The organism is Cereibacter johrii, assembly GCF_001720585.1.
Classification (GTDB): domain Bacteria; phylum Pseudomonadota; class Alphaproteobacteria; order Rhodobacterales; family Rhodobacteraceae; genus Cereibacter_A; species Cereibacter_A johrii.
On sequence record NZ_MABH01000257.1, the window covers coordinates 1 to 15838 of the forward strand.

At 70.7% G+C, this 15838-nt stretch carries 15 protein-coding genes; 12 read left to right on the plus strand and 3 right to left on the minus strand.

Going from position 1 to position 15838, the window contains the following annotated elements; genetic code table 11:
• Positions 1 to 189: 189 nt before the first annotated feature.
• The 3 genes from A9O63_RS21600 to A9O63_RS23755 all read right to left on the minus strand — a co-directional run bounded on the left by A9O63_RS21600 (position 190) and on the right by A9O63_RS23755 (position 4393).
• Entirely contained in the window at positions 190 to 1197 is a 1008-nt protein-coding gene (locus A9O63_RS21600; RefSeq protein WP_069333083.1) for a GGDEF domain-containing protein, read from the minus strand.
• Positions 1197 to 1784, minus strand: a complete 588-nt coding sequence (locus A9O63_RS21605) for a heme NO-binding domain-containing protein (protein WP_069333082.1) — start codon at positions 1782 to 1784, stop codon at positions 1197 to 1199. The genes A9O63_RS21600 and A9O63_RS21605 overlap by 1 nt, the downstream gene beginning before the upstream one ends.
• A 62-nt stretch (positions 1785 to 1846) precedes the next feature.
• Positions 1847 to 4393, minus strand: a complete 2547-nt coding sequence (locus A9O63_RS23755; protein WP_069333707.1) for an MFS transporter — start codon at positions 4391 to 4393, stop codon at positions 1847 to 1849.
• Between the two features lie 141 nt (positions 4394 to 4534).
• On the opposite strand from A9O63_RS23755, the gene A9O63_RS21615 reads away from it, so the two are divergent.
• The 12 genes from A9O63_RS21615 (at position 4535) to A9O63_RS23020 (ending at position 15603) form a co-directional block, all read left to right on the plus strand.
• Complete coding sequence (locus A9O63_RS21615) at positions 4535 to 5164, plus strand: DNA-3-methyladenine glycosylase family protein (protein ID WP_069333708.1); 630 nt, start codon at positions 4535 to 4537, stop codon at positions 5162 to 5164.
• The gene (locus tag A9O63_RS21620) at positions 5161 to 5823 is read left to right on the plus strand and encodes an alpha/beta hydrolase (RefSeq protein WP_011337694.1); all 663 of its coding nucleotides are present in this window, start codon (positions 5161 to 5163) and stop codon (positions 5821 to 5823) included. The genes A9O63_RS21615 and A9O63_RS21620 overlap by 4 nt, the downstream gene beginning before the upstream one ends.
• 531 nt (positions 5824 to 6354) lie before the next feature.
• Positions 6355 to 6939, plus strand: coding sequence for an HNH endonuclease (locus A9O63_RS21625; RefSeq protein WP_069333709.1), 585 nt, complete (start codon positions 6355 to 6357; stop codon positions 6937 to 6939).
• 543 nt (positions 6940 to 7482) lie between these two features.
• Positions 7483 to 7809 (plus strand): ArsR/SmtB family transcription factor, encoded by a 327-nt coding sequence (locus A9O63_RS21630; RefSeq protein ID WP_069333710.1) that lies wholly within the window; start codon positions 7483 to 7485, stop codon positions 7807 to 7809.
• Positions 7802 to 7972: a hypothetical protein gene (locus A9O63_RS23015; protein WP_235837018.1), complete on the plus strand. Its 171-nt coding sequence runs from the start codon at positions 7802 to 7804 to the stop codon at positions 7970 to 7972. The genes A9O63_RS21630 and A9O63_RS23015 overlap by 8 nt, the downstream gene beginning before the upstream one ends.
• Before the next feature lie 145 nt (positions 7973 to 8117).
• On the plus strand, positions 8118 to 9155 hold the full coding sequence (arsB, locus tag A9O63_RS21635; RefSeq protein WP_069333711.1) for an ACR3 family arsenite efflux transporter: 1038 nt from the start codon (positions 8118 to 8120) through the stop codon (positions 9153 to 9155).
• Entirely contained in the window at positions 9152 to 9865 is a 714-nt protein-coding gene (gene arsH, locus A9O63_RS21640; protein WP_069333712.1) for an arsenical resistance protein ArsH, read from the plus strand. Before arsB ends, arsH begins: the two co-directional genes overlap by 4 nt.
• A complete protein-coding gene (locus A9O63_RS21645; protein ID WP_069333713.1) occupies positions 9862 to 11025 on the plus strand; it encodes an MFS transporter in 1164 nt (387 codons plus the stop codon). The genes arsH and A9O63_RS21645 overlap by 4 nt, the downstream gene beginning before the upstream one ends.
• 394 nt (positions 11026 to 11419) lie before the next feature.
• Positions 11420 to 12871: a glucose-6-phosphate dehydrogenase gene (gene zwf / locus A9O63_RS21650; protein ID WP_069333714.1), complete on the plus strand. Its 1452-nt coding sequence runs from the start codon at positions 11420 to 11422 to the stop codon at positions 12869 to 12871.
• A 38-nt stretch (positions 12872 to 12909) separates the two neighbouring features.
• Entirely contained in the window at positions 12910 to 13581 is a 672-nt protein-coding gene (gene pgl / locus A9O63_RS21655) for a 6-phosphogluconolactonase (RefSeq protein ID WP_069333715.1), read from the plus strand.
• A gap of 19 nt (positions 13582 to 13600) precedes the next feature.
• Complete coding sequence (gene pgi, locus A9O63_RS21660; protein WP_069333716.1) at positions 13601 to 15202, plus strand: glucose-6-phosphate isomerase; 1602 nt, start codon at positions 13601 to 13603, stop codon at positions 15200 to 15202.
• A gap of 5 nt (positions 15203 to 15207) precedes the next feature.
• Complete coding sequence (locus A9O63_RS23020; protein ID WP_268874958.1) at positions 15208 to 15603, plus strand: hypothetical protein; 396 nt, start codon at positions 15208 to 15210, stop codon at positions 15601 to 15603.
• The last annotated feature ends 235 nt before the right edge of the window (positions 15604 to 15838 follow it).

Below are 15838 nucleotides of genomic sequence, written 5' to 3' on the forward strand. Positions count from 1 at the left end.
GGAAAGGTGCCCCGGAGCGCCTGCCTCCGCCGAGGCGCCGCGGCGGAACTCCTTCGCCGAGGCACCATGGTGGAGTTCCTCCGCGCGTCACGGGCGGATCACATGACAGCGCCGTCGGTCGGAAGCCTGCGGGGCTGCCGGAGCATTTCTTCGTTGTGGCGGAGGCGCGGGCCCCCGGCGTTTCGGATGTCAAGCATCGCGTCGATGCTCCGGTCGCGCGCCCTCGCTGAGCACGGCGATCCCCCGGCCCGCGCGCTTGGCCGCGTAGAGGGCCTCATCCGCATCGGCAAGCATCCGCGCCAGATCCGGCCGGTCGTACTGCACCGAGAGCGTCATGCCGATGCTGGCCGAGACGCGGCAGACACCGCCGCCGAAGGGGATGGGCCGATCCACATCGGCAATGACCCGTGCGGCGAGGCGCTTCATCGGCTGGGGATCGGCGAGGCCGGGGAAGAGCATCATGAATTCGTCGCCCCCGATCCGGGCCACCGTGTCTCCCGTCCGGGTCTCGCGCGACAGGACCTGTGCCACCGCCCGCAGCACCTCGTCGCCCGCGGCATGGCCGAAACTGTCGTTCACCTCCTTGAAGAAATCGAGATCGAGATGCATCAGCCCGAAGGGCCGGCGCGTGGCGATCACCGCCTCGAGCGCCTGATCGATCGCCCGACGGTTCCGGAGCCCCGTCAGCTCGTCGGTCAGCGCCTCCTCCTCGGCCAGCCGGCGGGCCCTCTCGAGCCGGCCGTTGAGGCGGCGCAGCTCCTCGGCGACGGCGGTCTTGGCCTCGACCAGATAGAGAAGCTCGACCGCGAGGTCGGTCGGCGCGAAGTCTCCGTCGGTCAGGCCGTGGCGGCGGACGGCCTCGATCACGGAAATCCCGAAGGACAGGTTCAACAGAAGACCCCGCCCCTCGTGCTTCGGCGTCGCCACGCCGCGCAGGCTGACACCGCCGTCCAGCGTGGTGAGATGGAGGCGCACACCCGTGCGCGCGGCGAGCGCCGCCGGCGTCTCGATGCCCGTGGGCCTGCGCACCTTGAAGAGGTCGAAGAAGGGCCGGCGCAGCGGCGAATCGGCGAAGAGCTTGCGCAGGGTCGGGCCGCAGCCTGCGATCTCGCCCAGCGGATCGAGACGCAGATGCATGGGCATGAGGAGATCGAGCCCCCCTGCCCCGATGCCGACGGGCTTTGCCACATTGCCCATCAGCCCAGCCGCTCGGCCAGATCGAAGGGCCGGCCCACCGAGAAGGCCGGATCGAGGAGCGCGATCGAGACCGCCTCGCCCTCGGGCGTCTGCCCACGATGCACGAGCATCACGAGCACCCCGTAATCGTCCGCCATGGCGCGCAGGAGCCCCAGCATCACATGCCCCATGCCTTCCAGCGGCGAGGCACAGATGAGCCGGAAGCGGTTCGGCCCGAGGTCGGTGATCTGCAGGTCCGGCAGGTCGAGATCGGGCAGCGCCAGCCGCGCCCGGTCCGGCAGGTCATCGAGCGAATGGAGGAAATCTGTGAAGGTCACGCCCCCGAAGCGCAGCAGGCGCCGAAGGCGGGCCGTCGTCGGATGGGAGACGAGATAGGTGCCCACATCCTCGAGAAGCGCCTCGCGCGAGCGGGAGAGGCGATGGGCGGCGGCGGCGATGACCGCCTCCGTCTCGGACAGTTCGTAGATCAGCATCGGCTCGAACGTGTCGAAGCCGAGCCGCGCATCGCGCGCGACATCGGCCCAGAGCGCGGGGCTGTATGTGTCGCGCAGAAAGCATTCGATCGCCCTGTTCACCAAGCCATGCACGTCGCCGGATCCTCCTTTGACCCGAAGACTATCCGGCGGCGCTTAACAAGATCCCAATGAGGTCATGGCATCAGCACGAAGGCGCTGCCGCCCGCGCGCAGCCGGTTGACCGGCGCCGGCCCGAGATCGGGGCCCGTGTCGAGCTGGCCTGCGATGACGGCTTCGGGCGCCTCCGCTGTGGCGGGCGTCAGGTCCTGCACCGAAAGCATGTCGAGCCGGCCCTCGCTCAGGCCGAAGCCCTGCTGCGAAAGCCCGCCGCGCGGGCGCAGCATCAGCACCAGCGCCTCCTCGCCCGGACGCTCGGTGAGGAAGTCGCCCACGATCATCACGCAGCCCGGCCGGCCGTCGGGCAGCGCGATGCGGCAGCCGTCGCGCCAGACCCTGCGCTCGGCGGGCGCGAGGCGGGCCACGACGGCCTCGCGCATGGCCTCCTTGCCCGGGGGCCGCACCGCCATCAGCGTGGCGAGTTCCACCGCCAGATCCTCGCTCGCCCGCATCCGCCCCGGGACGCCCGGCCGGGCCAGCCGGTCGGCCAGCGCCTCCTGACCCGGCTCGGAGGCACGCTGCTGCAGCGCCTCGAGCGCCTCCGAGCCTGCGCGGCCCCAGCGGCCGATGGCATAGGGGTCGAGATCGGGCAGCTCGGTCCGGCCGTCGAGGACGCGGGCCAGCTGGTCGCGGGCCGCGATCCGCGTGGGGTCGAAGAGCGGCGTCTGCCAGAGGGCCGCCGTCACGAGGAGCACGAGGGCCATGCCGATGTTGCCCGCCCGGATCCGCGCCATCCAGGCGCGCCCCGACAGGACCGATCCGGCATAGAGGAGCCCGTAGGCCAGCGCGAAAGCGGCCGCCACCGCCCCGACCAGCCGCTCGGGCGTCCAGCCATAGGCCGCGACGCGCTGCCAGAGCGCCCAGGCCGCCACCGCCGCCGGAACGGGCAGGAGGAGAGCCAGGGCCTGCGTCGCGCGGCGCATGAAGGTGCCCTCCACCGCCTCGGCGTCGCTCTGGTCGATGGCGATGGTGACGAGGAGCGCGGCCGCCGCCGCCATCGCGATCAGGATCTGCGCGACCGAGACCGTGCCGAACCCCGCCTCGAGACCCCGGAGGGGCAGGCCGAGGATGAAGAGCGCCACGACGCAGAGGACGAGCGGCAGGAGGATGCGCAGAAGCTTCAGCACCAGAGCGGGCGAGATCAGGTCGGAATATTCCATCACCACCGCGAGGGCGAGACCGAGCGCGAGGCCGGTGACGAGCCAGGGGCCCATGTCGGTGTCGGTGATGCGGCCGATCACATCCACGCCCACCAGCTCGAGCAGGGCGTTGGAGAGGAGGAGGAGCCCCCAGACCAGCGCCGTGAAGAGCCAGGCCGCGGCCATCCGTACGGTCAGGGTCCAGGCGGCGGTGAAGAGGGCGGGATAGTCGCGCCAGGTCCCCTGATCGGCGGCCACGAGGAAGGGCAGCATGGCGAGGTTCACCGCCTGCCAGCCCGCCTCCACGCTGCCGCCCGAGCAGTTCATGAGCCCGCCCGATGCGAGCGAGGCCATGGCCACGCCCCCGAACACGATCAGATCGTTCAGCCCCTGGATGCGGCCGCGCTCCTCGGGCGCATGGGCCGAGGCGAGGAGTGCGGTCGCGCCGATGAAGCCGAAGTTCCAGCCGATCCCGAGCAGCACCAGCGCGCCGAAGAAATGGCCGAGCTCGACGCCGGACAGGGCGACCGCGCCCGAACCTGCGAGGATGGCGAGGCCCAGCGCCATCACCTTCTCCGCGCCGAACCGCGCGATCACATGGCCGGTGAAGAAGCTCGGCCCATACATGGCGAGCACATGGGCCGTGACCACGTTGGCCGCGTCCGAGGTGGCGAAGCCGCAGCCCACCACCGCCAGCGGCGAGGAGGTCATGACGAGGTTCATCAGCGCATAGGCCACGGTGGCGCAGATCACCGCCACCGCGATCCGCGGCTCGCGCAGAAGCTCGAGGCGGCTGCGGCCGCGGGCGCTGCCGGCTCCGGGCGGGGTCGGGCGGGGAATGTCGAGAAAGGCGAAGAGGGCCACGCCGCAGAGATTGAGCAGGATCGCCGCGAGATAGGTGCCGAGGAAGGGCACCACCATCGCCTCCGCAGTGAGCTTGACCACCTGCGGGCCGATCACGGCCGAGAGCAGTCCGCCCGCCATGACCCAGGAGATCGCCTTGGGGCGGAAGGTCTCGGAGGCGGTGTCGGCGGCGGCGAAGCGGTAGAAGCCCTGCGCCGACATGTAGGTGCCGGTCAGGAGAGAGCCTGCGAGGAAGAGCGCGAACGAGCCCTGCATCAGCGCCGCGGCACAGACGGCCGCGCCGAGCGCCCCTGCGAGCGCGCCGACCAGAAAGCCCACGCGGCGGCCGAACCGCTGCATGATGGCCGAGAGCGGCGTGGCCGACAGCATGGAGCCGGTGACGGCCATGGTGATCGGCAGGGTGGCCCAGCAGGGGTTCGAGGCGAGGGTCTGACCCGACAGCCCGGCCACGATGAAGACCATCGAGAGCTGGGAGCCGAGGATGGCCTGCGCAGCCACCAGGACAATCACGTTGCGGCGGGCGCGGGCATCGGAGGCGGGCAGGGCGGGAGCGTCGGTCATGCCCCTCCCTAGTGTGCCGCGCCTTGCCGCGTCCAGTGAAATCAGGCACGGGCGCAGCCCCGATCCGCTGTCGCCCTGTCCCGGTTGGCGCTCGCAGAGGGCGGGGCTGGACGGCGGGCCCGCGATGGGCGATGCAGGGCCATGACCGGCCGCATCCTCCTCACCCCGGACTGCATCGCCGAGGGCGTGGCCTTTCTCGCGCAGCGCGAGCCGCGCTTCGCCCAAGCCCATGCGCTGACCGGCGATCCGGCTCTCCGGCGGCGGCCCGAAGGCTTTGCCGAGCTTGCGGGGGCCATCCTCGGCCAGCAGGTCTCGACCTCCGCGGCCGCGGCCATGCGGGGGCGGATGGAGGCCGCGGGACTGCTCGATCCCCAAGCGGTGCTTCTGGCCGGCGAGGAGGCACTGCGGGCCTGCGGGCTCTCGGCCGCCAAGATCCGCTACATCCGCGCGCTGGCGGCCACGACGGTGGATTACGCGGGCCTCGCGCGGCTGCCGGATGCCCAGGTGGTGGCGACGCTCACCGCGCTGCCGGGCATCGGCCGCTGGACGGCCGAACTCTATGCCATGACCTCGCTCGGCCGGGCCGACGTGCTCTGCGCGGGCGATCTGGCGCTGCAGGAGGCGGCGCGGCTCCTGTTCGAGCTCGAGGCGCGTCCCTCCGAGCGCGCCCTGCGCGCGATGGCCGCCGACTGGAGCCCGTGGCGGGGCGTTGCGGCGCGGCTGCTCTGGGCCTATTACCGGCACGCCAAGGGACGGGAAGGAACCGCATGACACGCAAGCTGACGTTCGGCCGCCGAGGCGCGGCCCCGGGCGAGGCCACGAGCCTCGTCGTCTTCCTCCACGGCTACGGCGCGGACGGGGCGGATCTCTTGGGTCTGGCCGAACCGCTGGCGCCGCACCTGCCCGGCACGGCCTTCGTGGCGCCCGACGCGCCCGAGCCCTGCCGCGCCAACGGCTTCGGCTTCCAGTGGTTTCCGATCCCCTGGCTCGACGGCTCTTCCGAGACCGCCGCCGCCGAAGGCATGGCCGCCGCCGCGCGCGACCTCGATGCCTTCCTCGACGAGCGGCTGGCCGAGGAGGGGCTGCCGCCCGAAGCGCTGGCGCTCGTGGGCTTCTCGCAGGGCACGATGATGGCGCTTCATGTGGCGCCGCGCCGGGCCGAGGAGATCGCGGGCATCGTGGGCTTCTCGGGCCGTCTGCTCGCGCCGGAGCGGCTGGCCGAAGAGGCGCGGTCGAAGCCGCCGGTGCTCCTCGTGCATGGCGACGCCGACCCGGTGGTGCCCTTCGCCGACATGAGCCTCGCGGGCGAGGCGCTGGCCGAGGCGGGCTTCACCACCTACGGCCATGTGATGAAGGGCACCGGCCACGGCATCGCGCCCGACGGTCTTTCGGTGGCGCTGGCCTTCCTGAAGGAGCGTCTGCCGGACTGACCCGCGGCTTCGACAGGCTTGCCCCGAAGGAGGGGCCGCGGCGCTGTGCCAGAAGACCCGCAGCCGGCCGCAGGCGCCGGAACCGCGGGCTTCGAGCTGCGCTTCCCGAAGGACGGGCCGCGGGCTCCTGCCCGCAGCCCCGCAACCAGCCGCAGGCGCTTGCCATGGCTCTCGCAGGCCGCGAGGCAGACGCCTGATCCACGCTCCTGCAGACCCCGGCGCGACGGGGGCCGGGGCGCCGTCTGCCCGTGCCGGCGAAGCGGGGACGGAGACGCTCGCACGATCGCAGGCCGGCGGGCCAGAGCGGCTCCCGACCGGCGGATCTCCGGTCGCGCCCTTGCCTCTTCATCATCTGGCGAAAAAGTCGTCACATCCTCGTCACCTGCGACCGCGAAAACGGTCTGGCACGGCTTGGGCCGCTTGCGGGGCTTGCCTGACAGGGAACGCCATATATAGTTGTCACATCGGGGCGGGTTCCCCGCTCTGGTGCCGACGAACGGCAGACAGGGCGGAGAAGGAGTCACTGCGACGATGGACGGCGATTTCAGGACCAGCTTCGTTCGAGAGCCCGCGGGCTTGAGACATTATCCCGCGCTCGTGCTGAACGCGGATTACCGGCCCCTGTCCTATTATCCGCTCTCGCTCTGGCCCTGGCAGGAGGCGATCAAGGCGGCCTTCCTCGACCGGGTATCGATCGTGGCCGAATACGATCAGGTGGTGCGCAGCCAGAGGGCCGCCCTCCGAATACCCTCGGTGGTGGTGCTGAAGGAATTCGTCTCTCCCCAGAAGCGCGTGGCCTTCACGCGCTTCAATCTTTTCCTGAGGGACGAATTCCGCTGCCAGTATTGCGGCGCCAAGGGAGACCTGACCTTCGACCATGTGGTGCCCCGCGCCCGGGGCGGCGTCACGAGCTGGCAGAACGTCGTGGCCGCCTGCTCGCCCTGCAACCTGCACAAGGGATCCAAGACCCTGAAGCAGGCGGGGATGCGCCTTGCCCGCGTCCCGCGCGAGCCCACGCCGGCCGAGATGCAGCGCCATGGCCAGCGCTTCCCGCCGAACCATCTGCACGACAGCTGGCTCGACTATCTTTACTGGGACGCAGAGCTCGAAGCCTGAGCGCACCGGGCGGATGCGCCTGTCAGGAAAACCGGTTTCCACAGAACCGGCGGCCCTGCTTGCATCCTGAACGCGGGACGAGCGGCCTCGCCCTGCAACCCCGACGCTGCCCCTGACACCCGGGACGCGCAGTCAGTGACCATCGCGGTCGAGGTCATTCGGCGCACGAGCGCGCCCGAGGCCCCCTCGGTGCCCCGTCGCAACTTTCGCACGCCGGTCCCCAAACCCTGCAGAGAGCCCATGCCGCGGCAGCGGGACAGGCTGCGCATCACACCGATGCCGCCGCCCCGATCCGTCGCGCGGCCAGCCTGCTTGCGGCGGCCATGGCGCCGGGGGTGACGCGGCAGAGCGGCAGTCCGCCCCACCGGGGGCTCAGGCCCAAAAGCAACCGGCCCGCGAGGCGCCGCGCCTTCGTCGCTGCATCGGCGCAGGGAGCGGGCAGGGCGCCGCGATCCGGATCGGCCCGCGGGCATCGGTGCTCCGGCGCTTGACAGCGTGGGGTCGCCGGCGCTAATAGGGCAACTGATCTTGAGATGTTGAGATATGGACGACCAGACCGCCCTGACCGCCTTCGCCGGCCTCTCGCAGGAGACGCGGCTGCAGATCGTGCGGCTTCTGGTGCGCGCAGGCCCCGAGGGCCTGCCGGCCGGCGAGATCGGCGCTGCGATCGGAGCGAGCTCCTCCCGCCTCTCGTTCCATCTGACGCAGCTCGAACAGGCGCGCCTCGTCACCTCGCGCCGCGAGGGGCGCTTCGTGATCTATGCCGCGGCCTATCCGGTGCTGTCGGATCTCGTGACCTTCCTGATGCGCGACTGCTGCGACGGCCGGCCCGAGATCTGCGCGCCCCTGCTTGAGGCGCGCCATGACTGAGAGCCGGGGCCCCAACGCCCGCCGCCTGGCCGGCAACGACTCCGGGCTGATCGCAGCCCTGACCGAGGCCGGGCTTCCCGTCGATGACCTCACCGAGCCGGGCCGCCGCTTCTTCGTGGCTCCGGCCTCGGCCGTCCTCATGACCCGCAAGCCGGAGGCCTGATGCACCGTCTGTCCTTCCCCGACCGTCGGCTCCGGCCTCGGCGGTCCTCATGACCCGCAAGCCGGAGGCCTGATGCACCGTCTGTCCTTCCTCGACCGTTGGCTCCGGCCTCGGCCGTCCCGTTGACCCGCAAGCCGGAGGCCTGATGCACCGCCTTTCCTTCCTCGACCGTTGGCTCACGCTCTGGATCTTCGCCGCGATGGCGCTGGGGCTGCTGCTGGGCCGGCTCTTTCCCGGCCTGCCGGGGGCCATCGACGCGGCCTCGGTCGGCACCACGAACCTGCCGATCGCGGCGGGGCTGATCCTGATGATGTATCCTCCGCTCGCCCGCGTCCGCTACGAGGAACTGCCACGCGTCTTCCGCGACGGGCGGGTGCTGGCGCTGTCGCTGGTGCAGAACTGGCTGATCGGGCCGGTGCTGATGTTCGCGCTGGCGGTCATCTTCCTGCACGACCATCCCGACTACATGACCGGGCTGATCCTGATCGGGCTGGCGCGCTGCATCGCCATGGTGCTGGTCTGGAACCAGCTGGCCTGTGGCGACAGCCAGTATGTCGCGGGGCTCGTGGCCTTCAACTCGATCTTCCAGATCCTCTTCTTCCCGCTCTACGCTTGGATCTTCCTCGGACTGCTGCCGCCCCTTTTCGGGCTCGAGGGCAGCGTGATCGACGTGAGCTTCGCCACCATCGCGCAGGCGGTGCTGATCTATCTCGGCATCCCCTTCGCCGCAGGCTTCCTGACGCGGCGGTGGCTCCGCGCGCGGAAGGGCGCGGACTGGTACGAGAACAGGTTCCTGCCGCGCATCGGGCCGCTGACGCTGGCGGCGCTGCTCTTTACCATCGTCGCCATGTTCAGCCTGAAGGGCGGCGAGATCCTGCGCCTGCCGCTGGATGCCGTCCGCATCGCCGTGCCTCTGGCGCTCTATTTCGCGCTCATGTTCGGGGTGAGCTTCGCCCTCGGCCGGCTGATCGCCCGCGACTATCCCCGCACCACGGCCATCGCCTTCACCGCCGCCGGCAACAATTTCGAGCTGGCCATCGCGGTCGCCATCGCGGCCTTCGGTCTGGCCTCGCCGGTGGCCTTCGCCACGGTCATAGGCCCTCTGGTCGAGGTGCCGGTTCTGGTCCTGCTGGTGCGGGTGGCGCTGCGGCTCCGGTCGCGCTGGTTCGAGGACCGGGCATGAGCGACCTGCCGAACCTCGATCCCGGCGCGCTGCGGCTTCCCGATCCGGCGGCGCTGGCCGGGCCGCACTCTACCCATCCGCCGCGCATCCTGCTGCTCTACGGATCGCTGCGCGAGCGGAGCTACAGCCGCTTCCTGACGCTCGAGGCCGAGCGTCTCCTGCGCCACTTCGGCTGCGAGACGCGGATCTTTCACGCCGACGGCCTGCCGCTGCCCGACGATGCCGAGGCGAGCCATCCGAAGGTCGCCGAGCTGCGCGAGGCCTGCCTCTGGTCCGAGGGGCAGGTCTGGTGCTCGCCCGAGCGGCATGGCGCGATGACCGGGGTGATGAAGGCGCAGATCGACTGGATCCCCCTCAGCCTGGGGGCGATCCGGCCGACACAGGGGCGGACGCTGGCGCTGATGCAGGTCTCGGGCGGCTCGCAGAGTTTCAACGCGCTGAACCAGATGCGGGTGCTCGGGCGCTGGATGCGGATGGTGACCATCCCGAACCAGTCCTCGGTGCCGAAGGCCTATGCCGAATTCGACGAGGCGGGCCGGATGCGGGCCTCGCCGCTCTATGACCGGGTGGTGGATGTGATGGAGGAGCTGGTGAAGTTCACGCGTCTCACCCGCGACGTCTCGGCCCATCTGACCGACCGCTATTCCGAACGCAAGGAGGCGGCCGCGGCCGCCGAGGCGCGCCTGAACCTCACCTCGGCCGTGCGGTGAGCCCGCAGGCGCGGCTCGCCGCGGCGCTGGGGGTGGTGCAGATCCTCGCCTGGGGCAGCAGCTATTACCTGATGGCGGTGCTGGCCGCGGCCATCGCGACAGATACCGGCTGGCCGCTGCCCTGGGTGGTGGGCTCGCTCTCGGCGGGGCTCCTCGTGGCGGGTCTCGCCTCGCCGCTGGTCGGCCGCACCATCGCGCGCCACGGCGGGCGGCCGGTGCTGGTGGCGGGCTGCCTTCTGATCTCGGCCGGCCTGATCGTGCTCGCTCTGGCGCCGAACCTTGCCGCCTTCGTGGCCGGCTGGACGCTGATGGGGGCGGGCATGGCCGCCGGGCTCTACGATCCCGCCTTCGCCACTCTGGGCCGGATCTACGGGCGCGACGCGCGGCGGGCGATCACGCTCCTCACGCTCTGGGGAGGATTTGCCAGCACGGTCTGCTGGCCGCTCTCGGCGCTGATGCTCGACCAGTTCGGCTGGCGCGGCACGGCCGCCGCCTATGCGGGGCTGCATCTGGCGATCTCGGTGCCGCTGCTGCTGCGCGCCCTCCCGAAGACGCCGCCCGCCATCGCGCCTCATGCCGCCCCGCCGGCCGAGCTTGCGGGAGATGAGCGCGCGGCCTTCCGCATCATGGCGGCGATCCAGACGCTCGCGGGCCTCGCGGTCACCATCGTCGCGGTGCATCTGATCGCGCTCCTCGGCGCGCGGGGGCTGCCGCTGGCCGCGGCGGTGGCGCTGGGCGCGCTGATCGGCCCGGCGCAGGTCGGCGGGCGGCTGATCGAGATGGCGGGAGGCACCCGCCATCACCCGGTCTGGACGCTCCTCGCGGCCACGACCGCCACGGCGGCGGGGCTGATGCTGCTGGCGACCTCGGGCTGGCCGGCCCTGGCCCTGATGCTCTATGGCGCGGGCAACGGCGTCTTTTCCATCGCGCGCGGCGCGCTGCCGATGGCGCTGTTCGGGCCTGAGCGGTATCCGCGCATCATGGGGCGGCTGGCCCGGCCCTCGCTGGTGGCGCAGGCCGCGGCGCCCCTGGTGGGGGCGGGGCTGATCGCCCTCGCGGGCGCCGAGGGCACGCTCGCCGTGCTGGCAGGGATCGCCGCCACCAACCTTGCGCTGGCGGCCCTGCTGCTGCACCGGACGGCGCCTCTGCGGGCCGCATGACCGCGCGCGGGCGCTGATCGCAGGCCGGTCGGCCGAGGTCCACCTGCTGCGTGGGCGGACCCCTTCGCGCGGGTCCGACAGCCCGGGATACGGCCCCCGGTTCGCTCGCCTTCGTGCCTAAAAGGCATGTTGTCCTGCACGCTCAGAGGCGCGCCGAGACCCGTCAACGCCCCGCCGCGGCCTGCCCATGACCGGCATCGCCTCAGATCGCTCGGCTCGGCCATGGCGTGGCCAGGCTCCCGAGAAGCGGGACAGGGAGCCAGCCAAGGAGCAGGCGAAAATGTGAAACCTGCGGTTTTTCCACATTTACCCCGGCGGGGCACGCGCTAGACTCGGGCCACGGCAGCCGCTAGAACGGCCGTTAGCGCTAACAGGCGAGGCAGCGGGAGAGCCCATGGTTTCGAGAGTCATTCCGGTGGACACGTTCGATCTGGTCATCTTCGGCGGCACGGGAGATCTGGCGCGCCGCAAGATCCTGCCCGGCCTCTATCGGCGCTTCACCGGCGGGCAGATGCCGCCCGACAGCCGGATCATCGCCGCCGCCCGTTCGGAGATGGACGACACGGCCTACCGCGCCCAGGTGCGGGCCGCGCTCGAGGAATTCGTGCCCGCGGGCAAGCGCGACGAGGCCGGCGTGGCGGGCTTTCTCGAACGGATCCACTATGTCGCCATCGACGCGACCGGAACCTCGGGATGGGCCGACCTCAAGAAGATGATGCGCCCCGACGTGGTGCGGGCCTTCTATTTCTCGGTGGCTCCCTCGCTCTTCGGGGCGCTGGCCGAGCGGCTGCACGAGAGGGGCATCGCCGGGCCGCAGAGCCGCATCGTGGTCGAGAAGCCCTTCGGGCGCGATCTCGAGTCCGCACGGGCGCTCAACCGCGTGCTGGCGCTCCATTTCGCCGAGGAACAGATCTACCGGATCGATCACTATCTCGGCAAGGAGACGGTCCAGAACCTGATGGCGGTGCGCTTCGCCAACATCCTCTTCGAGCCGCTCTGGAAGGCGCAATATATCGACCATGTGCAGATCACCGTGGCCGAGACGGTGGGCGTGGGCGGGCGCGGCGCCTATTACGACACGTCGGGCGCGATGCGGGACATGGTGCAGAACCACCTGATGCAGCTCCTCTGCCTGATCGCAATGGAGCCGCCCTATCACTTCGATCCGAACGCGGTGCGCGACGAGAAGCTGAAGGTGATCCGCGCGCTCGATCCGGTCCCGCCCGAGGATATCGTGCGCGGCCAGTATCTCGCCGGCGGCGGGCAGGAGAGCTATGTCGATCACGCGGGCAACCCCCGCAGCCGGACCGAAAGCTACATCGCGCTGAAGGTCCATATCGCCAACTGGCGCTGGAAGGGCACGCCCTTTTATCTGCGCACCGGCAAGCGGCTGCGCGCCCGCGCCTCCGAGATCGCCATCACCTTCCGCGAGCCGCCGCATTCGATCTTCGACGATGCCGAGGACTGGCGCGAGAACGTGCTCGTGATCCGGCTGCAGCCCGATGAGGGCATCAATCTCAAGGTGATGATCAAGGAGCCGGGGCCGGGGGGCATGCGCCTCACGCAGGTGCCGCTCGACATGTCCTTCGCCGAGGCGCTGGGGCCGGACGGCGAGGACATTCCCGACGCCTACGAGCGGCTCATCATGGATGTGATCCGCGGCAACCAGACGCTCTTCATGCGCGGCGACGAGGTCGAGGCCGCCTGGGCCTGGGCCGATCCGATCATCGCGGCCTGGGAGCGGCGCGGCGACCGGCCCAAGACCTACGAGCCGGGAACTTCCGGGCCCGAGGATGCGCTGATGCTCATGCACCGTGACGGCCGCCGCTGGCGCGAGATCCGCTGAGGAGCCGCCAAACGGTCGCGACCGAGGAGAACCTTGCCATGAAATTCGTCGAATATCCGGACCGCGAGTTCCTGATGCTGTCGCTCGCGAACAAGATCGCGGGGGAGCTTGCCGACTTCCTGCGCCGCGAGGACCGCGCCAGCCTCTGCGTGCCGGGCGGCACCACGCCCGGCCCCATGTTCGACACGCTCTCGGGCGTGGACATCGACTGGTCGAAGATCGCGGTCTTTCTCAACGACGAGCGCTGGGTGCCCGAGACGAGCCCGCGCTCGAACACGCGGCTCCTGCGCGAGCGGCTGCTGACGGGCCGGGCGGCGGCGGCCCGGTTCCTGCCGCTGCGGGCCGACACCGAGACGCCCGAGGAGGCGCTCGAGGGGCTCGCCGCCGCCATCGAGCCGCATCTGCCGATCTCGGTGCTGCTTCTCGGCATGGGCGACGACATGCACACGGCCTCGCTCTTCCCCGGCGCCGACCGGCTCGAGGAGGCGCTGGCCGACACGGCGCCGCTCCTGATGGCGCTGCGCTCCGAGGCCGCGGGCGAGCCGCGGATCACGCTGACGGCGCCCGCGCTCAAGGGCGCGCTCGCCATCCATGTCCTCATCACCGGCGCGGCCAAGCGCGAGGCGCTCGAGCGGGCGCAGGGCTTGACGCCCTCCGAGGCGCCGATCAAGGCTCTGCTCGCCAACGCAACCGTACATTGGGCGGAATAGGATTACAGGCATTCTTGCAATGAAACAGATCTGGCAGGCGCTCAAGGCGCATCAGCAGGCGGTGGAACACCGCGCCATTCTCGATCTCTTCGCGGATCCCCGCCGGGCCGAGACCTTCTCGACCCGGCTGGACGACATGCTCTTCGACTGGTCCAAGACCAACATCGACCATACGGCGCGCGATCTGCTCATCGATCTGGCAGGCGCGGCCGGCGTCGCCGAGAAGCGCGAGGCCATGTTCTCGGGTGCGAAGATCAACGAGACCGAGGGCCGGGCGGTGCTGCATACGGCGCTCCGCAACATGGACCGGCCGGTGCAGGTGGACGGTGTGGACGTGACGCCTGCGCTGCGCGAGACGCACGCCCGGATGCAGGCCTTCGTCCGCGACCTGCGCGCGGGGCGTTTCACGGGGCAGGGCGGCCCGATCACCGATGTGGTCAATATCGGCATCGGCGGCTCCGACCTCGGCCCGGCGATGGCCTGCCTCGCGCTCGCCCCCTATGCCGACGGGCCGCGCTGCCATTTCGTCTCCAACGTCGACGGGGCGCATATCCACGACACGCTGAAGGATCTCGATCCCGCAACCACGCTCGTGATCGTGGCCTCGAAGACCTTCACCACCATCGAGACCATGACCAATGCCGAGACGGCGAAGCGCTGGATGGCCGGGGTCGTCTCCGATCCCGCCGCGCAATTCGCCGCCGTCTCGACCGCGGCCGACAGGACTGCGGCCTTCGGCATCGATGCCTCGCGCGTCTTCGGCTTCGAGGACTGGGTCGGCGGGCGCTATTCCATGTGGGGCCCGATCGGCCTTTCCCTGATGATCGCGATCGGCCCCGAGGCCTTCGACGCCTTCCTCGCCGGCGGCGCCGAGATGGACCGTCATTTCCGCGAGGCGCCCTTCGCCGAGAACCTGCCCGTGCTTCTGGCGCTGGTGGGCCTCTGGCACAACCAGATCTGCGGCCATGCCACCCGGGCCGTGCTGCCCTACGACCAGCGGCTCGCGCGCCTTCCGGCCTATCTCCAGCAGCTCGAGATGGAATCGAACGGCAAGCGCGTGGCGATGGACGGGCACGAGCTCACCCATCATTCCGGTCCGATCGTCTGGGGCGAGCCCGGCACCAACGGCCAGCACGCCTTCTACCAGCTCATCCATCAGGGCAGCCGCATCGTCCCCTGCGAATTCCTCGTCGCGCGCGAGGGCCACGAGCCCGATCTCGCGCACCAGCATCTCCTGCTGGTCTCGAACTGCCTCGCCCAGTCCGAGGCGCTGCTGCGCGGGCGTTCGATCGAGGAGGCGCGGGCGACCCTCGCGAAGAAGGGGCTGACCGGCTCCGAACTCGAGCGGCAGGCCCGCCACCGGGTCTTCCCCGGCAACCGCCCCTCGACCACGCTGGCCTATGAAAAGCTCACCCCCGCCACGCTCGGCCGGATCGTGGCGCTCTACGAGCACCGGGTCTTCGTCGAGGGCGTGATCCTCGGCATCAATTCCTACGATCAGTGGGGCGTGGAGCTCGGCAAGGAACTGGCGCTGGCGCTGCAGCCCATGCTCGAGGGGCGCGCGGGCACCGAAGGCAAGGACGGCTCGACGGCACAGCTCGTCGCTTACCTGCGCCGCTGAGACGGATCCTCCCCCTTTCATTCTGGCCCAAATATCCCGGGGGTCCGGGGGCAGCGCCCCCGGCCCTTCGGCCCGGCCCGCGGGCGACCCTCGCGAAGAAGGGGCTGACCGGCTCCGAACTCGAGCGGCAGGCCCGCCACCGGGTCTTCCCCGGCAACCGCCCCTCGACCACGCTGGCCTATGAAAAGCTCACCCCCGCCACGCTCGGCCGGATCGTGGCGCTCTACGAGCACCGGGTCTTCGTCGAGGGCGTGATCCTCGGCATCAATTCCTACGATCAGTGGGGCGTGGAGCTCGGCAAGGAACTGGCGCTGGCGCTGCAGCCCATGCTCGAGGGGCGCGCGGGCACCGAAGGCAAGGACGGCTCGACGGCACAGCTCGTCGCTTACCTGCGCCGCTGAGACGGATCCTCCCCCTTTCATTCTGGCCCAAATATCCCGGGGGTCCGGGGGCAGCGCCCCCGGCCCTTCGGCCCGGCCCCGGACGGTCCGGTGCCGGAGCATCGCGGCAACGCTCCCATCCACCCCAGCGCCGCAAGCTCCGGCACAGCCCATGGGCGACCCGCCCCGCCGAGACGGATCCTCCCCCTTTCATTCTGGCTCAAATATCCCGGGGGTGCGGGGGCAGCGCCCCCGC